Below are 19778 nucleotides of genomic sequence, written 5' to 3'. Positions count from 1 at the left end.
GTCATGACGCGCCCGCCAGAAGATTTCTCCGCGCCTCAGCGGTCTACCACCAGCTCCGCCACCGGCAGCACCGTGGCGTCCTTCACGGTCTTGGTGACGATGTAGGTAAAATAGCGGTCGATGCCGACTTCGCGCTCCAGCAGCGTGTCCACCAGGCGCTGGTAGGCGTCGATGTCGCGCGTCATGACCTTGAGCAGGTAGTCGACGCCACCGCCCACCGACCAGCAGGCGACGATTTCGGGAATGTCGCGTATGGCCCGCTCGAAGCGGTCGAAATCGGCCTGGCGGTGGTTGCCCAGCGTCACCTCCATCAGCACCGTTGCAATGGGCGCGATGGCGCGCATGGCGACACGCGCGTGGTAGCCGGCAACGATGCCTGCTTTTTCCAGCTTTGCCAGCCGCATCCAGCAAGGCGTCGGCGAAAGGCCGACCTGCTCGGCCAGCCTGAGCTTGGTGATGCGTCCATCGCGCTGGATGGCGTCGAGGATCTTCAGGTCGATCGGGTCGAGTTTCGTTCCGGCCATATATCCTCGCTTTTCGTTGTGCCACACCATGAGGGCGCATGATTTCGATTGTCAATTGGACTGATTTCGATCTCTAATGAAGTCATGACATTGTGGCGTCCCGATCCGGCGCTGATCCGCCGTCCTGCCTATCTTTCGCTGGCCGACCAGTTCGCCCGCGCCATCCATGATGGCCGGCTGGAAAATGGCGAGCGCCTGCCCACGCACCGGGCGCTGGCCGACGAGTTGAAACTGTCGGTGCAGACGGTCAGCCGCGCCTATGAGGAACTGATCCGCCGAGGGCTGGTGGCAGGCGAGGTCGGCCGCGGCAGCTTCGTCCAGACGCAGCGCCGGGAGCCCGATCCACCCTATCTGCCGGAGCGGCCGGGCGAGGTGATCGACCTGTCGATCCTCAAGCCTGTATGCGAGCCGATGCATCTGGAGCGGCTGAAACAGGCGCTGGGCTGGCTGGCGGATGCGCTGCCGGCAAGCTCGGCGCTTTCGTTCAGGCCAAACACGGTGTTCCCGCGTCATCGCGCGGTGGGGGCGGACTGGCTGAAGACCTGCGGGCTGGAGGTTTCGCCGCAAAATATCACCGTCACAAACGGCGCCACCGGTGGCATGACGGTGGCGTTGATGAGCGTGGCGCCGCCCGGATCCACCGTCGCCACGGAGGCCATCGGCCACCATACGCTGGTGCCGCTGGCGCGCTATCTCGGTTTCAATCTGGTCGGCCTGCCTATCGACGATGACGGCATCCTCCCCGACGCGCTGGACGATGCCTGCCGTCATTCCGATATCCGCGCCATGTTCGTGCAGCCTTCGGTGATCAACCCGACCGCCACGCTGATGGGATCGGTGCGGCGCGCGCAATTGGCCGAAGTGGCGCGTAGGCATGACATCGCCATCATCGAGAATGACGTGCTGGGGCCGCTGGTGGAGGAGCGCGCGCCGCCGCTCGCTCATTTCGCGCCGGAGCGAACGCTTTACGTCACTTCGTTTTCCAAGATCACGGTGCCGGGTTTGCGCATCGGCTATCTCGCCGCGCCCGACCGCTACGTCGCCGCTGTCGCCAATCGGCATCTGGTGTCGAACTGGATGGCCACGCCCATGGTTGCCGAGATCGCCACCAAATGGGTGGCCGACGGCAGCGCCATGGAACTGGTGCGCTGGCAGCGACAAGCGGTGCGCCGCCGCCTCGACATCGCCGCCGAAGTGCTGGCCGGGGTGAGGTTCCGCGCCCATCGCGACGGGCTGCATCTGTGGCTGCCGCTTCCCGACGACCGCTCCGAGGAAGGGTTCGTCGCCCAGGCCCGGCTGCAGGGCGTGGCGATCGCGCCCGGCGCGTCCTTCCGCATTTCAGAAGCGCCCTGGCATGCGGCCGTGCGCATTTCGCTGGGCTCCACGACCGAGAGCGAGCTGCGCGCCGGCCTTGGCGTCGTCACCCGCTTGCTGCTGGGAGATCCCGAGCATCTGCTCCTGGCGATCTAGATGTGAGCATGTTGCAGCCAAGTGGCATCACCTGGCGTCGCACACATGCGGCAAGATTAATCAGACAGACCATGATGTCCGTCCGAGACCGCTTCACGCTTTTTCGGCGTCACGGTCTAGTCGAAAAGGCGGCGGCGCTGGAAAAATTGTCATGATATTATTTTGTCAATTGACATGATTTGGTAGCTTCCCCATCGTTAGGGCGAAACTGGTTCTCCAGAGCGGGGAGACGGAATGGCCGCGCCCATCATCAAGATCGACGCGATTTCCAAGAGCTTCGGCGCCTTCAAGGTGCTGGACGGCTTGTCGATGCAGGTCATGCCCGGTGAGAAGCTGGCGCTGATCGGTCCATCCGGATCGGGCAAGACCACCATCCTGCGCATCCTCATGACGCTGGAGCGTATCGACGGCGGCCATATCGAAGTGGATGGGGAACAGCTCTACCACATGCAGCGCGAGGGCAGGCTGCTGCCGGCGGACGAGCGGCATCTGGCCCGGATGCGTCAGAAGATCGGCATGGTCTTCCAGCTCTTCAACCTGTTCCCGCACAAATGCGTGCTCGACAATGTCACGCTGGCGCCGATGCTGACCAAGAAGACGCCGCGCGCCGCCGCGCAGAAGCGGGCGATGGAATTGCTCGACATGGTCGGCATGGCCGACAAGGCCAAGGCGATGCCCGCCCAGCTTTCCGGCGGCCAGAAGCAGCGCGTGGCGATCGCGCGGGCGCTCGCGCTCTCGCCCAAGATCATGCTGTTCGACGAGGTCACCTCCGCGCTCGATCCGGAACTGGTCGAGGAGGTCCTGAACGTCATGCGTCGCCTGGCCGCCGAGACCGACATGACCATGCTGCTGGTCACGCATGAGATGGGCTTCGCCCACGATTTCGCCGACCGCGTGCTGTTTTTCGACCGCGGCAGGATCGTGGAGGAGGGCAGGCCTGATGAGATTTTCCGCCATCCGAAGCAGGAACGCACGCAGGGTTTCCTGAAGAAGATCATCGCGGCCGGCCATCGCGTCTGACCGCAATGCGGGGCGCTCGGCTCGCTCCGGCCACGCAAGAACGAAAAATGGAAGAAACCAGGGAGTTGGGAACAATGAAAAAACTAGCATTTCTGACAGGTATCGCCGGTCTGGCGCTCGGCACCGTTCTGGCGGCCACCGCCACGGGCTCCGCCGACGATGCGAAGCTGGAGCAGTTGAAGGAGCAGGGCTTTGCGCGTCTGGCCATCGCCAATGAGCCGCCCTACACGGCGGTCGCCGCGGACGGCAAGGTCTCGGGCGCCGCGCCGGACGTGGCGCGCGAGGTGTTCAAGCGTCTCGGCGTGCCGGACGTCGCCGCCTCGATCTCCGAATATGGCGCGATGATCCCGGGCCTTCAGGCCGGCCGCTTTGACGTCATCACCGCTGGCCTGTTCATGAAGCCCGAGCGTTGCGCGGCGGTGGCCTATTCCGAGCCGGTGCTGTGCGACGCCGAGGCGATGCTGGTGAAGAAGGGTAATCCCAAGAATTTCAAGAGCTATGAGGATGTCGCCAGGGACAGTTCCGCCACCATCGGCGCGCCGGGCGGCGGTACGGAGGAGAAGCTGGCGCTCAATGCCGGCGTGCCGCGCGAGCGCGTCATCGTGGTGCCGGACGGGCAGAGCGGCCTCAAGATGGTTCAGGACGGGCGGATCGATGCCTATTCGCTGCCGGTGCTTTCCATCAGCGACCTGATGAAAAAGGCCAACGATCCGAATCTCGAAGTCATCGCGCCGGTGCAGGGCGCGCCCGTCTACTGTGACGGTGCGGCCTTCAACAAGAAGGACACGGCCCTGCGCGACGCGTTCGACGTGGAACTGGCGAAGATGAAGAAGTCGGGAGAGTTCGCCAAGATCATCGAGCCCTACGGCTTCTCGGCCGCCGCCGCGATCTCGACGACCCGCGAGAAACAGTGCGCGGCACAGTAAATCCGACCCTCATCCGGCCGCTTCACGGCCGAACGCCGGCGCCGGTTATCTCCTCTCCCCTTTCCGGGGGAGAGGTCGCGCGGGCGCGGCGCCGGGCGGGTGAGGGGCATTCGCAAATCGAACGCGACAGGGCTCAATGATCGACTGGTCCGGATATCTCGGCCTGATCCTGCAGGGCGCGGTGGTCACCATCGAGCTGACGCTGATGGGATCGGCGCTGGCGCTCGTCATGGCCTTGCTGGCCGGGCTCGGGCGGTTGTCGCGCGTCTTTGCCATCCGCGCGCTGGCCACCACCTATATAGAATTCTTCCGCGGCACCTCGATCTTCGTCCAGCTCTTCTGGGCCTATTTCGTGCTGCCGTTCATCGGGCTCGAACTGACCCCGCTGCAGGCGGGCGTCCTGGCGCTCGGCCTGAATGTGGGTGCCTATGGCGCGGAGGTGGTGCGCGGCGCGGTGCAGTCCATCGGCAAGGAACAGTATGAAGCCTGCGTCGCGCTGAACCTCAGCCGCGGGCAGGGCATGCGCCATGTCATCCTGCCGCAGGCCTTTCTGGTCATGCTGCCGACCTTCGGCAACAACGCCATCGAACTCCTGAAGGCCACGTCGGTCGTCTCGCTGATCTCGCTGGCGGACCTTACTTTCCAGGCGCAGGTGGTGCGCGCCCAGACCGGCAGCACGCTGGTGCCCTTCGCCACCATCCTGGTCATCTATTTCGTGCTCGCGGTGCTCATCTCCTGGGGCGTGCGCAGCCTGGAGCGGCGCCTGTCGCGCGGCCTCGACGGAGTGCGCGTCTGATGGAATGGGATTGGGATTTCGTTCGCCAGATCATGCCGACCCTCCTCGAGGGCGTGAAGATCACCATTCTGGCAACCATACTCGGCTCGATACTCGCGGCTGTGGTGGGGCTTGCCATCGCGCTGTTGCGGCGCTCGCCAAACCGCGCCGTGTCGCGCACGGTCGGCTTCCTCGCCGAATTCATTCGCGGAACGCCGCTTCTGGTCCAGCTCTATTTCATCTTCTACGTGCTGCCCGACATCGGCATCCTGCTGCCGCCGCTGGTGGCGGGCGTGATCGGTCTTGGCCTGCACTACGGCACCTATACCGCCGAGGTCTACCGCGCAGGCATCGACAATGTGGCGCGCGGGCAGTGGGAGGCAGCCAAGGCCTGCAACCTCACCGCGCGCCAGACCTGGACGCACATCATTCTTCCGCAGGCGATCCCGCCGATGATCCCGGCGCTGGCCAATTACTTCATCGCCATGTTCAAGGAAACGCCGCTGCTCTCGGCCATCACCGTGCTGGAGCTGATGAACCAGGCCAAGAGCGTGGCCAATACCTACTACCGCTATGTCGAGCCGATGACCCTGGTGGGCGCCTTCTTTCTCGTCATCAGCCTGTGCTCGGTGGTGCTGCTGCGCTGGCTGGAACGCCGCTACGGCAAGGTGGAGGGATGATCATGGACACGCCCGAAATTCGTCAGCATCCGGCGCGCCCCACGCTCGATCCGCGTCCGCTGGAAAAGCGCGTCGGCCTCGTCGTGCTCGCCACCGACCACACCACCGAGCCGGATTACCGCCGCATGGTGGCAAGCGAGCGCATCGGGGTCCATGTCGCGCGCATCGCCTATGCCAATCCGACAACGCCGGAGAATTTGCGCAGGATGCAGCCGGCGCTGACCGAAGGTGCGGCGCTGATCCTGCCCGACGAGAAGCTCGACGCCATCTGCTATTCCTGCACCTCGGCCTCCGTTGTGATCGGCGACGCCGAGATCGAGGCTGCGATCCGGAAAGCAAAACCGGCTGTGCCTGTCGTGACACCACCGCAAGCCGCCATGCGCGGACTGCGGGCATTCGGCGTCAGCCGGATCAGCGTGGTGACGCCCTATACGGTCGAAACCAGCCGGCCGATGGCCGACTATTTTGCCCGGCACGGCTTCGACATCATGTCCTTCACCTGCCTCGGCTTCGACGACGACCGCGAAATGGCGCGCATTCCGCCGGCGTCGCTGGTCGAACTGGCGCGACAGGCGATGCACCCGGATGCCGAAGCGCTGTTCGTGTCCTGCACGGCCCTGCGCGCCGCGCTCGCCGCCGCGGCAATCGAGGAGGCCACCGGTCGCCCGGTCGTCACGTCCAACCAGGCGACGGCATGGAACTGCCTGCGGCTTTGCGGAGACGACACAAGCCACCCGCAATGGGGTCGGCTGATGACGCTCGCCTTGCCGTCCGATTGATTGACAGGCCATGCAGTACTCTTCCCGCCGTAAGATTGCCCCCATCCCTGAACTCTCACCACGAGGTGGTGGGAATATGCTCCCGCGCATTGGCCGAAAAGTGGGGTGGTGACGGATGATCTCTCTCTCCGATATCCGTGCCGCGCGGGCCCGCATCGCCGGCAAGATCGTACCGACGCAGGTTATCCGATCGGCCACATTGACGGAGCGGGTGGGCTGGCCCGTTCATCTCAAGCTGGAACATCGCCAGACAACCGGCAGCTTCAAGCTGCGCGGCGCGTCCAATGCAATCGCCTCGCTAAGTGGGGAGGAAAAGGCGCGCGGCGTGGTCGCGGCGTCCACCGGCAATCACGGCCGGGCGCTCGCCTATGCGGCGAAGCTGGAGGGCATGCGCGCCGTCATCTGCATGTCGAGACTGGTGCCGGCCAACAAGGTGGAGGAAATCCGTCGCCTCGGCGCGGATATCCGCATCGTCGGGAGCAGTCAGGATGACGCGCAGGCTGAAGTGGACAGGCTGGTGGCGCTGGAGGGGCTGGTCATGGTGCCGCCATTCGATCACCCGGCCGTCATCGCGGGGCAGGGCACGCTCGGGCTGGAGATCGTGGAAGCTGTGCCGGAGGTGGCGACAGTGCTGGTGCAGCTTTCCGGTGGCGGGCTGGCATCCGGCATCGCAGCGGCGGTCAAGAGCATGAAGCCGGCCGCCAGGATCATCGGCGTCTCGATGGAGCGGGGAGCAGCCATGAAGGCCAGCCTCGATACCGGCAGGCCGGTGCAGGTGGAGGAGATGCCGACATTGGCGGATTCGCTGGGTGGCGGCATCGGCCTCGACAACCGGTGGACTTTCGCCATGTGCCGCGACCTTCTCAACGATGTGGTGCTGCTTTCGGAAGACGAGATCGCCGCCGGTATTGCTCACGCCTATCGTCACGAGCGCGAGATCGTCGAGGGGGCGGGGGCGGTCGGCATCGCGGCCCTTCTGGCAGGCAAGGTCAAGGTGGATGGGCCGGTTGTTCTGGTGCTCTCCGGCCGCAACATCGATATGGACCGGCATCTCGACGTCATTTGTGAAAACCGGGAGCGTGCGACATGAGGTCCATGACCATCCTCACCGAGGCGGATTTGCGACGCGTCGTGAAGCTCGATCTCGATGCCGTTGCCTGCGTGGAAAATGCCTTTCGCGCGCTCGCCACGCAGAAGGTGGCGATGCCGCCGATCCTGCGGCTCGACATTCCCGAACATCGCGGCGAGGTGGACGTGAAGACCGCCTATGTGCCGGGTATCGACGGCTTTGCCATCAAGATCAGCCCCGGCTTCTTCGACAACCCGAAACTCGGCCTGCCGAGCACCAACGGGCTGATGGTGTTGCTTTCCGCCACCACCGGCCTCACCGAGGCGCTGCTGATCGACAATGGCTATCTGACCGATATCCGCACCGCCGCCGCAGGGGCGGTGGCGGCAAAACATCTGGCGCGCGAGGACGCCGCTGTCGCCGCCATCTTCGGCGCGGGCATGCAGGCGAAGCTGCAACTGGAGGCGCTGAAGCTGGTGCGGCCGATCGCGCAGGCGCGCATCTGGGCACGCGACCGCGCCAGGGCGGAGGTCGCGGCAGGCGAGTTGCGCGAAAGGCTGGGCATCGACGTGCGCGTCGAGCCCGATGCGACAAGGGCCGCTGCCGGCGCCGACGTGATCGTGACCACGACGCCTTCGACGGAGCCGCTGATCCATGCGGGGTTTGTCTCGCCCGGCCAGCACATCACCGCTATGGGATCGGACGCCGAGCACAAGAACGAGATCGCGCCCGCGATCATCCGCATGGCCGATCTCTATGTCGCCGACAGCGCCCGGCAGGCGCGGCGGCTCGGCGAGCTGCACCATGCCATCGAGGCGGGCGTGATGGCAGCGGACGCGGGAGTTGCCGAGCTTGGCCAGATCGTCGCCGGCCAGCGGCCGGGACGGCGCGCGGCGAGCGACATCACGCTGGCCGATCTTACCGGAACCGGTGTGCAGGACACGGCCATAGCCACGCTGGCGCGCGACCGCGCAAGGGCGGCAGGAGCGGGGACGATTTTCGAGAGCTGATGCCGGCCCGAGGGGCCATAACGAGGAAACCGGAAGATGCAGCCCAACCTGAAATTCACCCGCGAGGAATATGCGGACCGCCTCGCCAAGACGCGGCGAGCGATGGATGCAAGGGGCATCGATCTGCTGATCTGCTCCGATCCGTCCAACATGGCCTGGTTAACCGGCTATGATGGCTGGTCGTTCTATGTGCATCAGGCCGTCATCGTGCCGCCGCAGGGCGAGCCGGTCTGGTATGGTCGCGGGCAGGACGCCAACGGTGCGAAGCGCACCGCCTATCTCGGCCACGACAACATCATCGGCTATGCCGACCACTATGTGCAGTCGACCGAACGCCATCCGATGGATTTCCTGTCTCAGGTGCTGACCGAGCGCGGATGGGCGAACAAGCGCATCGGCGTCGAGATGGACAATTACTGGTTTTCGGCCAAGGCTTTCGCTTCGCTGCAGCAGCACCTGCCCAACGCCCGCTTCGTGGATGCGACCGCGCTGGTCAACTGGCAGCGTGCGGTGAAGAGCCCCACCGAGATCGACTACATGAAGAAAGCCGCACGCATCGTGGAGGCGATGCATGCCCGCATCGTCGACAGGATCGAGGTCGGCATGCGCAAATGCGATCTCGTGGCCGAGATCTACGACGCCGGCACGCGCGGCGTGGACGGTCCCGACGGCAAGATCGGCGGCGATTATCCGGCCATCGTGCCGCTGCTGCCCTCGGGCGCGGATGCCTCGGCACCTCATCTCACCTGGGACGACAAGCCGATGAAAGCGGGCGAGGGCACCTTCTTCGAGATCGCCGGCTGTTACAACCGCTACCACTGTCCTCTTTCGCGGACGGTATTTCTCGGCAAACCCACGCAAGCCTTCCTCGATGCCGAGAAGGCGACGCTGGAAGGCATGGAGGCGGGGCTGGCGGCGGCCAGGCCCGGCAACACATGCGAAGACATCGCCAATGCCTTCTTCGCGGTGCTGAAGAAATACGGCATCGTCAAGGACAACCGCACAGGCTATCCGATCGGGCTTTCCTATCCGCCGGACTGGGGCGAGCGCACCATGAGCCTGCGGCCGGGCGACCGCACGGAACTCAAGCCCGGTATGACCTTTCATTTCATGACCGGCCTCTGGCTGGAGACGATGGGGCTGGAGATCACCGAATCCATTCTCATCACCGAAACCGGCGTCGAATGCCTGGCCGATGTGCCGCGCAAGCTGGTGGTGAAGGACTAGCCGGCCATGCCGAGACCTTCCCCCATTTCCCCTACGGTCGATTTCGACCGGGACGGGGTGCAGCACGGGTTCCTGCGCCTGCCCTATAGCCGCGACGATTCCGCCTGGGGTTCGGTGATGATCCCGATCTGCGTCGTCCGAAACGGCGAGGGATCGACGGCGCTGCTCACCGGAGCCAATCATGGCGACGAGTATGAAGGACCGCTGGCGCTCTACGAACTTGCCCGCACGCTCGATCCCAAAAATGTTTCCGGCACGGTCATCATCGTGCCGGCGATGAACTATCCGGCCTTTCGCGCCGGTACGCGCACCTCGCCCATCGACAAGGGCAACATGAACCGCACCTTCCCCGGCCGTCCGGACGGTACGGTGACGGAAAAGATCGCCGACTATTTCCAGAGGGAGCTGCTTCCCCGCGCCGACATCGTCTTCGATTTCCATTCCGGCGGCCGCACACTGGATTTCGTGCCGTTCTGCGCAACCCATATCCTGTCCGACAAGGATCAGGAGACGAAGGCCTTCGCGGCGGTGGAGGCGTTTTCCGCGCCCTATTCGGTCAGGATGCTGGAGATCGATGCGGTCGGCATGTATGACACGGCGGCAGAGGAGATGGGCAAGGTCTTCGTCACCACCGAGCTTGGCGGCGGCGGCACCTCACGCGCCGGGACGGTGCGCATCGCACGGCGCGGCATCATGAACGTGCTGCGCCATGCCGGCATCGTAGATGGTGCGGTCGAGAAGGACCGAACCCGCTGGCTCGACATGCCCTCTGGCGACTGCTTCTCCTTTGCCGAAGAGGACGGCATGATCGAAACCATGGTTGACCTCGGCGAGAAGATAGAGGCGGGGGCGGTCGTGGCCCGCATCTATCCGACCGGCCGGACGGGACAGGCACCGCAGGAGATCAGGGCGAAGATGTCCGGGCTTCTGGCGGCCCGGCATTTTCCGGGCCTGGTCAAGGCGGGCGATTGTGCTGCCGTAATCGCGGTCGAGACCGGCTGAGAATTTGCGCCGCGGTCCTGGCAAGACCTGACCGCGTGCAGTCGCGGATAGTGTGGAATCCGGGTCGCGATTTACTCAATTTCGGTTCCGGATTCACCAATCCACGTGCCGGATTTGACTGAATCCGGGTGTTTTGTCATCACTATCTGATGGAATTCGCTATCCAGATCGACGCCGATTACCTTGTTGCCCGCCTCAAGGCGCTTCTCGCCATTCCCAGTCCGACGGGGTTTACCGACGAAACGGTGCGCTATACGGCGCGCGAACTGCAGCGGCTGGGACTGGAGGTCGTGCTCACCCGGCGCGGCGCCATTCGCGCGAGGCGACCGGGAAATGCGAGGCGGCCGGCGCGCGGCATCGTCTCGCATCTCGACACGCTCGGCGCGCAGGTGAAGCTCCTGAAACCGAATGGACGGCTGGAACTCGTGTCCATCGGCCACTGGTCGGCGCGCTTTGCCGAGGGTGCGCGTGTCTCGGTCTTTTCGTCGAAGGGCACCTATCGCGGCTCGATCCTGCCGCTCAAGGCCTCGGGCCATACCTATAACGAAGAAGTAGATACCCAGCCGACCGGCTGGCCCCATGTCGAAATGCGGGTCGACGCCCTGGCCCGTGACCGCGACGACCTCGTCCAGCTCGGCATCGATGTCGGAGACATCGTCGCCGTCGATCCCGCGCCGGAGTTTCTCGACAATGGCTTCATCGTCTCGCGCCACCTGGACGACAAGGCCGGCGTGGCGACCATGCTTGCCGCGCTGGAAGCGATGCAGCGGCTGGACGTTCAAACGCAGGTCGACACCTACTGGATTTTCACGATCGGCGAAGAGGTCGGGGTCGGCGCTTCGGCGGCGCTGGTCGCCGATATTGCCTCGCTGGTCGCCGTCGACAACGGCACGACAGCGCCCGGCCAGAATTCCTCCGAGTTCGGCGTGACGCTTGCCATGGCCGATCAGACCGGCCCGTTCGACTACCATCTGAGCAAAAAGCTGTTCGAACTGTGCGGCGAGCATGACATTCCGGTGCAGAAGGATGTCTTCCGCTTCTACCGTTCCGACGCCGCCTCGGCCATCGAGGCGGGTCACGATGTGCGCACCGCACTGCTGGCCTTCGGCGTCGATGCATCCCACGGCTATGAGCGCATCCACCTCAACGCCCTCATCTCCATCGCCAGATTGCTGGTCCACTATGCGGCCAGCGAAGTGCAGATCGAGCGTGACGCGACCGAAACGGCGGAGGGGCTGAAGGGGTTCACCCACCAGAAAATGTCGCAAGCCGAGCAGGACCTGACGCCCGACGAGGACTGAGCGGGCGGTAGAAATTCTCCACGAATGCGCGCTTCGGACGCCGTGCCGGACGGCGGGGATGATGCACGCCTCCCAAATTAATAATGATAATTAGTTGATCATATGTATTTTATCCATATAAATTAATGTGGAATGCAGCCAGCCGAAAGGAAGTCCTGCCCATGAAGTGGATATTTCGGAGCGTCGTCGCCGCAGCCATTTTAACGCTGAGCGCGGCCATTACGCCGGTTTTCGCGCAGACACCGCCAAATGTCCTGATCGTCGGGCAGATCGCCGAGCCGCAGTCTCTCGACCCGCACACCGTCACCGCGACCAACGATTTCCGTATTCTGGTCAACGTCTATGACGGGCTGGTGCGCTACAAGGACGGAACGCTTGAAGTGGAGCCGGCACTGGCCGAGAGCTGGACGGTTTCGGAGGACGGAAAGACCTACACCTTCAAGCTGCGGCAAGGCGTGAAATTCCACGACGGCTCGGATTTCAATGCGCAGGCGGTGAAGTTCAATTTCGAGCGCATGCTCAAGGAAGACCATCCCTATTACAATACCGGCCCGTTTCCGCTTTCCTTCAATTTTTCTTCCATCGACGCGGTGAACGCGCCCGACGACCACACCGTCGAATTCAAGCTGAAAGAGCCTTTCGCGCCATTTCTGTCCAATCTGGCCTATCCGACAGGCCTGATCGTCTCACCGGCCGCGGTCGAGAAATACGGGAAGGAGTATGGTCGCCATCCTTCGGGCACCGGGCCGTTCAAGTTTGCGGAATGGCAGTCCAATCAGCGCGTCGACGTCGAGCGCAATGCCGACTATTGGGGCGGCGCGCCGGCACTGGAAGCCATCGTGTTCCGGCCGATCGCCGATGCCAATACGCGTGTCGCCGAGATGATGGCTGGCGGCATCGACGTCATGGTCGAGGTGCCGCCGGACAATCTGGCAACCTTCAGGCAGGATCAGAATTTCGCCGTCGCCGAGCAGGCGGGACCGCATGTCTGGTTCGCGATCCTCAACGCCAGAACCGGCCCCTTCAAGGACAAGAAGGTTCGGCAGGCCGCCAATTACGCGGTCAACAAGGAAACGCTGGTCAACGACATCTTGCAGGGAGCCGCGACTGTGGCCGCCGGCCCGGTTCCGCCAGCCTTCAACTGGGTTGAAGAGACGGCTGACCCCTATCCCTATGATCCCGACAAGGCCAAATCGCTGCTTGCCGAGGCCGGTGTGGAAAATTCCGAGCTGACTTTCTACGTCACCGAGGGAGGTTCCGGCATGCTTGACCCGATCACCATGGGCGCTGCCATCCAGGCTGATCTTCAGGCAGTCGGTTTCAAGGTGAAGATCGAAACCTATGAGTGGAACACCTTCCTCGGGAGGGTCAATCCCGGTCTGGAGGCCAAGGCGGACATGGCCGAGATGGCGTGGATGACGAACGATCCGGACACCGTTCCTTATCTGACGCTGCGCAGCGATGCGATGCCCGATATGGGCGGTTTCAACTCTGGCTACTATTCCAACCCGCAGGTGGACGAATTGCTGGAAAAGGCACGGACCTCGACCGATCAGGCCGAACGCGGCAAGCTCTATGGCCAGATACAGAAAATCGTTCATGACGATGCGCCATGGCTGTTTGTGGCGAACTGGAAGCAGAACGCTGTGACGACAGCCGCCGTGCAGGGGTTCAAGCTGCAGCCATCGTTCCTGTTGCAATTGCACAGAGTGACCAAGCAGTAAGGCAAGGCCGGGGAGGAAATTCTTGCTCGCCTACGTGCTCAAGCGGCTATTTGCCGTGGTGCCGGTTCTGTTCGGGTTGTCGGTGATCGTCTTTCTGGTGATGGCGGCAATTCCCGGCGATACGGCAACAGCCATTCTCGGCTCCTATGCGACGCCGGAAAACGTTGCCCGGATCAACCGCGATCTCGGCCTCGACAAGCCGCTGGTCGAGCAATATTTCATCTGGATCGGCAATGTCCTGCACGGAGACTTCGGCCGCTCCTTCGCGCTTAACCGGCCGGTGCTGGACGAGGTGCTGGAGCGGTTCCAGGCCACATTGGTGCTGGCCGGGGTCGCGCTTGTGCTGTGTTCGATCTTCGGACTGCTGGCCGGCGTGGTCTCTGCCGTCCGGCAATTCGGCTGGGTGGATCGTACGATCACCTTTCTCGTGCTGGCGGGTATTTCAATCCCGTCCTTCTGGCTAGGCCTGTTGCTGATCTATCTGTTCGCGGTGCATTGGCGCGTGCTGCCCGCCTCGGGAATGTACGCCGTCTATGGCGGCGGCGACCTCAAGGATCTGCTCGTCCATCTGATCCTGCCGGCGGCGACGCTGGCGGTCGTGGCGGCCGGCGTTATCGCGCGGCTGACACGTAGCGCAATGCTGGAAGTGCTGCGACAGGATTATATCCGCACCGCGCGGTCCAAGGGTCTGTCGGAGCGGCGCGTCGTCTACCGCCATGCCTTCCGTGCTGCCTTGGTCTCCGTCATTCCGGTGATCGGCATTCAGGCAGGTTTCGTGCTGGGCGGCGCCGTCTATATCGAGACGGTGTTCCAGTGGCCCGGCATTGGTGCCATGCTGGTCAAGGCGATCTCGACGCGGGACATATTGCTTGTACAGGGGGGCGTGCTTGTGGTGGCGGCAAGCTATGTCCTGTTCAATCTTCTGGCCGACATCGTCCAGACCATGCTCGATCCGAGGATCCGCACATGAGTGTTCCGGTGGAACTCCAGGTCGAGCCGGCCGGTATATCCGCGCGCCTCTCCTCGTGGCGACTGCTGATGAACAATCGCCTTGCGGCCGCCGGCCTTGTTGCGCTGGTACTGATCGGCATGGCCATGCTTCTCGTGCCTGTGCTTCCACTGGCAGATCCCGATGTGACCGCTCCGGCAGATCGCCTGAAGCCGGTGCTGGCGGCCGGGCATCCGCTCGGCACGGACCAGCTTGGCCGGGACATGTTGAGCCGCTTGCTATGGGGCGCGCGCGTCTCCGTTGCCGTTGGTTTCGCTGCAACGCTGATTGCCGCCGTGATCGGCTCGGCAATCGGCCTCGTCGCAGGCTATGCAGGCGGGCGAACCGATAATCTCATGATGCGCGGCATCGATATGCTGATGGCGTTTCCCTACATCCTGCTGGCGTTGGCCATCGTCGCGGCACTGGGGCCGGGGTTGATGAATGCGCTCTATGCCATTGCTGTCGTAAACATTCCCTTCTTTGCCCGCAATGTGCGCGGCGTCACGCTGGGGCTGGCGCGCCGCGAATTCGTGGACGCGGCCAGACTGTCCGGCAAGGGGCACCTTGCCGTGCTGGCCACGGAGGTGTTGCCCAATGTCCTGCCGGTGATCGTGATTACCATGTCGACCACCGCCGGCTGGATGATCCTCGAAACCGCGGGCTTAAGTTTTCTCGGGCTCGGCGCGCAACCGCCGCAGGCCGACCTGGGCTCCATGCTGGGTGAGGGCAGGGCGCAGCTTTTCACGGCGCCGCATGTCTCGATTGTTCCGGGGCTGATGATCTTCCTGCTGGTCATCAGCCTGAATGTGCTTGGCGACGGCATACGCGATGTGCTCGATCCCCGACTGCGCTCCGGGGCGCTGGCGCGGCCGGGACCGGTAACGGACATCGCAGCGGATCGCGGCTCGTTTGAGCCGGGTGCGCGGGGTTCGGCGCTTTCCATCCGGAATCTGGAAACCGGCTTCCTCAGTGCAGGTGGCTTCGTGCCCGCGGTCAGGAGCGTGTCGCTCGACCTGGCGCCCGGCGAATGCCTGGGACTGATTGGCGAGAGCGGGTCGGGCAAGAGCGTGACGGCGCTTTCGGTCATGGGGCTTGTCGCTTCACCGCCTGGATTTATCCGCGACGGCGCTATCTATCTCGGCGACGAGGACGTGCTGGCCATGTCGCAGACCAGGCTGATCGCCAGCCGAGGCAGCCGCGTTGCCTATATCTTCCAGGATCCGCTGACCAGCCTGCACCCGATGTACCCGATCGGACGGCAGGTTGAGGAGGCGATCGGGGCGCATCAGCGGATGGGGCGCGGCGAGCGGCGCGAAAAGGCGGTGGCGCTGCTTGAAAAGGTCGGCATACCCGATGCGCGCGACCGCGCGGCCCACTATCCGCACCAGCTTTCAGGCGGTCAGCGGCAGCGGGTCGGCATCGCCATGGCGCTGGCCAACGATCCTGACATCATCATTGCGGATGAACCGACGACGGCGCTGGACGTTACGGTGCAGGCGCGCATTCTCGAATTGCTGCGTGACCTGCAGCGCGAGCGCAACCTGGCGCTGCTGTTCATCACGCATGATTTCGGCGTGGTTGCGGAAATCTGCGACCGGGTTGCCGTCATGCGCGATGGCGAGATCGTGGAAACCGGCCCGACCGGCAAGGTGCTGGCCAGTCCGCAGCATGCCTACACCAGGCGGCTTATCGCCTGTGTGCCGGAACTCGGTCTGGGCGACACCTTCCTCGACCGCATCGAGCACCTGTTCAAGCAGCCAAAGGCGGAGGCGCAGACGTGAGCGAAGCGGCAATCAGGACGCAAGGTCTCAGCAAGACGTTTGGTGGGAGGCGCACCCTTCTTGGCCGCACTCGGCATGAGATACGGGCTGTGAAGGACGTATCGCTGGAACTGCGTCGCGGTGAAACGCTTGCCGTCGTGGGCGAGAGCGGCTCAGGCAAGAGCACGCTTGCACGGATGCTCGTGGGACTGGAGGAACCGACTTCGGGCAGGATACGCATCGGCGGGCGCGATGCCATGGAAATGCGTCGCGAAGGACCGCGCGCCTTCGGCAGGATGATCCAGTATGTCTTTCAGGACCCCGTCGCTTCGCTCAATCCACGCAAATCCATCGGCCAGATATTGGATGCCCCGTTGCAGATTTTGTGCAGATACGACCATTCCGGACGCCGGGAGCGTATCCAGGAACTGCTCGATGCCGTGCAAATGCCGGGCGATACGCTTTCACGCTATCCGCACGAATTTTCCGGTGGTCAGGCCCAGCGCATTGCCATTGCGCGCGCGCTCGCTGCCGAAGCGGAGATCATGGTGCTCGACGAGCCGGTAAGCGCGCTGGATGTTTCGGTGCAGGCACAGGTGCTGCTCCTGCTGCGAGACCTCAAGCGCAGGTTCGCGTTGTCCTATCTGGTCATCAGTCATGACCTTGCCGTGGTCGAGGCCATCTCCGATCGCGTGGCCGTCATGCATTTCGGAGATATCGTGGAGGAGGCGCCCGCCGGGCGGCTGTTTGCCGACCCGCAGCACGACTATACACGAAAGCTTCTCGCAAGCGCGCCCCGCATCAGGAAAGAGTGACACGGCAATGGTTTCAACCAGCCAAAAACCCAGACAGAAAGTTGAAGAACAGGGACGTTTCTTCGTTCCGGTCGAACGAAGCCGCCGTCGGCCAGAGGCGATCGCCGATCGCATCAAGGATACCATTCGCGCGAACGCGCTGGTGCCGGGCGATCGCCTGCCACAGGAAAAGGAACTGATTGACCGGTTCAAGGCCGCCAAGGGCACCGTACGAGAAGCCATGAAGGCACTCGAGACGCAAGGCCTGGTCTATACCCGCAGCGGTCCGGGCGGTGGGGCATTCGTGGCACAACCGTCAGCCCGACATGCGATGGAGTTGCTGGGCAACTACTTTTTCTTCGATCAGCCGAGCCTTCCCGACATCTATGCGATACGCAAGATGCTGGAGCCGGAACTGGCGGCGCTGCTGGCGGGCAATGTCGAAGCCGATGATCTCGCGCGGCTGGAACGAACTATCCGCATCTACGACCACCCACCCGCCGATCTCGACGAACAATATCATCAGCGCATCGCGGAGCTGGATTTTCATTCGCTGTTGGCCGAACTCAGCCCCAGCCCGCTTCTGGGGTTTCTGTGTGGACTGATGCAGAATCTTTTGCGGGAACTGCCGCTGGCGCGGCAGATTTATGCCGATCCGGCGCCTGCCTCACGTGAAGAGGGGCTGCTGTTCCAGCATCGGCTGATGGCCGCCCTGAAGGATGGTCGCAGCGATGACGCGCGCCGCATCACCAGCGACCACATGGTGGCGGCGGAATGCTACATGATCGCCAAGGCCGCCGAGATTATCGAACGGGAGGCGAGTGGATGACGGTTTCTGACCGGAACCATCTGTGCCGTTCCCCGTTAGCGTTCGAGCGACGTCAGCCCATGGCGGTACCATGGACTGACGTTTTTTATGTCAGTGAACAATGGAGGTCCCGACCTTATTCATGTGTGGAATTTGCGGTGAAGTCAGGTTCGACGGCGGTACGCCGTCCGTTCTGGCAATCTCAACCATGGCCGACGTTCTTGCCCCGCGCGGCCCGGATGCATCCGGTATTGTTATACGCGGCAATGTCGGTTTCGGTCATCGACGATTGAGAATTCTCGACCTCTCCGAAAAATCGCAGCAACCCATGATCGACGCCGACCTCGGCCTGTCGGTCGTCTTTAACGGTTGTATCTACAATTTCCGTGAGTTGCGCGCCGAACTTCAGGAAAAAGGTTACCGTTTCTTCTCGGATGGCGACACCGAGGTGATCCTCAAGGCGTGGCATGCCTGGGGCGAGGATTGCATCTCGCGTTTCCACGGCATGTTCGCATTTGCCATCCATGAGCGCGACAGCGGCCGCCTGGCAATGGTGCGTGACCGCTTCGGCATCAAGCCGCTTTATCTGGCGCAGGTCGACGGTGCGTTGCGCTTCGCGTCGTCACTGCCGGCGCTGGCCAGGGCCGGTGGCGTCGACACCTCGATCGACCGCAGCGCCTTGCACAATTACATGAGCTTCCACGCCGTGGTGCCGCCTCCGCGCACCATCTTCAACGGCGTGCGCAAACTGCCCGCGGCAACGATTCGCATCTACGAGGCTGATGGTCGCTTCGAGGACCGCCTTTATTGGGACCCCGCCTATGCGCGCGGTCCCGGCGACGGCGCGATCAGTCGCGAGGAATGGGCCGAACGCCTGCTTTCGGCACTGCGGCTTGCCGTGAAGCGTCGCATGATCGCCGACGTTCCGGTCGGCGTGCTGCTTTCCGGCGGTGTCGATTCCAGCCTCATCGTCGGGTTGCTCGCGGAAGCGGGGCAACGCGACCTGATGAGCTTTTCGGTTGGCTTCGAGGAAGCGAACGGCGAAAAGGGAGACGAATTCGTCTATTCCGACCTTATCGCCAGTCATTTCGGCACCGACCATCGCAAGATTTTCGTGCCTTCCGATCAATTGATGGGCGCTCTGCCGGGAACCATCGCGGCGATGTCCGAGCCGATGGTCTCTTACGACAATGTCGGCTTCTACCTGCTGTCGAAGGAAGTATCGAAGCATATCAAGGTGGTGCAGTCCGGGCAGGGGGCCGACGAGGTGTTCGGCGGCTATCACTGGTATCCGCCGCTGGCAGAGTCCAACGATGTGGTGGAAGACTATGGCAAGGCTTTCCGGGATCGCTCGCACGAAATGCTGCGAACGCAACTCGCGCCCGACTGGATGCCGGAGCGCGACCCCAGCGGCGACCTGCTGCGGGAGCATCTGCTGCGCGACGGCGCCGATACGCCGGTGGACCGCGCGCTGCGGCTCGACAGCAATGTGATGCTGGTCGATGACCCGGTGAAGCGCGTCGACAACATGACCATGGCCTGGGGGCTGGAGGCGCGCGTGCCCTTCCTCGACCATGAACTGGTGGAACTGGCAGCACGCATTCCGCCGGAGGAAAAACTGCGCGACGGCGGCAAGGGCATCCTGAAGGATGTGGCGCGACGGGTGGTTCCGGCCGACGTGATCGACCGCAAGAAGGGCTACTTCCCGGTTCCGCAACTCAAATACATTGCCGGTCCTTATCTCGACATGCTGCGTGATGCGCTTTCCTCGCGCGCGGCGCGCGAACGCGGGCTTTTCCGCCAGGACTACCTGGAGCGGCTGTTTGCAAACCCTTCCGAGCACATCACGCCCCTGCGCGGTTCCGAGTTGTGGCAGGCAGGCCTTCTGGAAATGTGGCTGCAGGCACAGGAGGCGTAA

The 19778-nt window shown here is 63.4% G+C and carries 18 protein-coding genes; 17 read left to right on the top strand and 1 reads right to left on the bottom strand.

Translation table 11 applies throughout. The annotated features are described in order from the left end of the window. Nucleotides 1–35: 35 nt before the first annotated feature. A complete protein-coding gene (locus C7441_RS02270) occupies nucleotides 36–524 on the bottom strand; it encodes an Lrp/AsnC family transcriptional regulator (RefSeq protein WP_109611618.1) in 489 nt (162 codons plus the stop codon). An 84-nt stretch (nucleotides 525–608) separates the two neighbouring features. On the opposite strand from C7441_RS02270, the gene ehuR reads away from it, so the two are divergent. The 17 genes from ehuR (at nucleotide 609) to C7441_RS02185 (ending at nucleotide 19778) form a co-directional block, all read left to right on the top strand. Beyond that, nucleotides 609–1994 (top strand): MocR-like ectoine utilization transcription factor EhuR, encoded by a 1386-nt coding sequence (ehuR, locus tag C7441_RS02265; RefSeq protein ID WP_109611519.1) that lies wholly within the window; start codon nucleotides 609–611, stop codon nucleotides 1992–1994. Nucleotides 1995–2228: 234 nt separating this feature from the next. Further along, entirely contained in the window at nucleotides 2229–3014 is a 786-nt protein-coding gene (gene ehuA / locus C7441_RS02260; RefSeq protein ID WP_019170354.1) for an ectoine/hydroxyectoine ABC transporter ATP-binding protein EhuA, read from the top strand. Nucleotides 3015–3088: 74 nt separating this feature from the next. Then, entirely contained in the window at nucleotides 3089–3940 is an 852-nt protein-coding gene (ehuB, locus tag C7441_RS02255; protein ID WP_109611518.1) for an ectoine/hydroxyectoine ABC transporter substrate-binding protein EhuB, read from the top strand. 136 nt (nucleotides 3941–4076) lie between these two features. After that, a complete protein-coding gene (gene ehuC, locus C7441_RS02250) occupies nucleotides 4077–4736 on the top strand; it encodes an ectoine/hydroxyectoine ABC transporter permease subunit EhuC (RefSeq protein ID WP_019170355.1) in 660 nt (219 codons plus the stop codon). Next, on the top strand, nucleotides 4736–5395 hold the full coding sequence (gene ehuD, locus C7441_RS02245; RefSeq protein WP_109611517.1) for an ectoine/hydroxyectoine ABC transporter permease subunit EhuD: 660 nt from the start codon (nucleotides 4736–4738) through the stop codon (nucleotides 5393–5395). Before ehuC ends, ehuD begins: the two co-directional genes overlap by 1 nt. Further along, on the top strand, nucleotides 5392–6174 hold the full coding sequence (gene eutA / locus C7441_RS02240) for an ectoine utilization protein EutA (protein WP_425326551.1): 783 nt from the start codon (nucleotides 5392–5394) through the stop codon (nucleotides 6172–6174). Before ehuD ends, eutA begins: the two co-directional genes overlap by 4 nt. A gap of 115 nt (nucleotides 6175–6289) precedes the next feature. After that, nucleotides 6290–7264 (top strand): hydroxyectoine utilization dehydratase EutB, encoded by a 975-nt coding sequence (gene eutB, locus C7441_RS02235; RefSeq protein ID WP_109611516.1) that lies wholly within the window; start codon nucleotides 6290–6292, stop codon nucleotides 7262–7264. Beyond that, nucleotides 7261–8253, top strand: coding sequence for an ectoine utilization protein EutC (gene eutC / locus C7441_RS02230; RefSeq protein ID WP_109611515.1), 993 nt, complete (start codon nucleotides 7261–7263; stop codon nucleotides 8251–8253). The genes eutB and eutC overlap by 4 nt, the downstream gene beginning before the upstream one ends. A 36-nt stretch (nucleotides 8254–8289) precedes the next feature. Further along, nucleotides 8290–9480, top strand: a complete 1191-nt coding sequence (gene doeA / locus C7441_RS02225) for an ectoine hydrolase DoeA (protein ID WP_109611514.1) — start codon at nucleotides 8290–8292, stop codon at nucleotides 9478–9480. Nucleotides 9481–9486: 6 nt separating this feature from the next. After that, entirely contained in the window at nucleotides 9487–10482 is a 996-nt protein-coding gene (gene doeB, locus C7441_RS02220) for a N(2)-acetyl-L-2,4-diaminobutanoate deacetylase DoeB (RefSeq protein WP_109611513.1), read from the top strand. A 149-nt stretch (nucleotides 10483–10631) separates the two neighbouring features. After that, nucleotides 10632–11783 carry an osmoprotectant NAGGN system M42 family peptidase gene (locus tag C7441_RS02215; protein WP_109611512.1) on the top strand — a complete coding sequence of 384 codons (1152 nt, stop codon included), beginning with the start codon at nucleotides 10632–10634 and terminating at the stop codon, nucleotides 11781–11783. A gap of 161 nt (nucleotides 11784–11944) precedes the next feature. Further along, nucleotides 11945–13507: an ABC transporter substrate-binding protein gene (locus C7441_RS02210; RefSeq protein ID WP_109611616.1), complete on the top strand. Its 1563-nt coding sequence runs from the start codon at nucleotides 11945–11947 to the stop codon at nucleotides 13505–13507. Nucleotides 13508–13529: 22 nt separating this feature from the next. Further along, the gene (locus C7441_RS02205) at nucleotides 13530–14477 is read left to right on the top strand and encodes an ABC transporter permease (RefSeq protein WP_109611511.1); all 948 of its coding nucleotides are present in this window, start codon (nucleotides 13530–13532) and stop codon (nucleotides 14475–14477) included. Then, nucleotides 14474–16279, top strand: coding sequence for a dipeptide/oligopeptide/nickel ABC transporter permease/ATP-binding protein (locus C7441_RS02200; protein ID WP_109611510.1), 1806 nt, complete (start codon nucleotides 14474–14476; stop codon nucleotides 16277–16279). Before C7441_RS02205 ends, C7441_RS02200 begins: the two co-directional genes overlap by 4 nt. Next, nucleotides 16276–17073 (top strand): ATP-binding cassette domain-containing protein, encoded by a 798-nt coding sequence (locus tag C7441_RS02195; RefSeq protein ID WP_109611509.1) that lies wholly within the window; start codon nucleotides 16276–16278, stop codon nucleotides 17071–17073. Before C7441_RS02200 ends, C7441_RS02195 begins: the two co-directional genes overlap by 4 nt. A 7-nt stretch (nucleotides 17074–17080) precedes the next feature. Beyond that, the gene (locus C7441_RS02190; protein WP_109611508.1) at nucleotides 17081–17881 is read left to right on the top strand and encodes a FadR/GntR family transcriptional regulator; all 801 of its coding nucleotides are present in this window, start codon (nucleotides 17081–17083) and stop codon (nucleotides 17879–17881) included. A 121-nt stretch (nucleotides 17882–18002) separates the two neighbouring features. After that, nucleotides 18003–19778, top strand: a complete 1776-nt coding sequence (locus C7441_RS02185) for an N-acetylglutaminylglutamine amidotransferase (protein WP_109611615.1) — start codon at nucleotides 18003–18005, stop codon at nucleotides 19776–19778.

This window comes from Pseudaminobacter salicylatoxidans (genome assembly GCF_003148475.1).
Lineage (GTDB): Bacteria > Pseudomonadota > Alphaproteobacteria > Rhizobiales > Rhizobiaceae > Pseudaminobacter > Pseudaminobacter salicylatoxidans.
The sequence above is the reverse complement of the archived record's forward strand: the minus strand, read 5'-3'. Positions and strand labels throughout refer to the sequence as shown.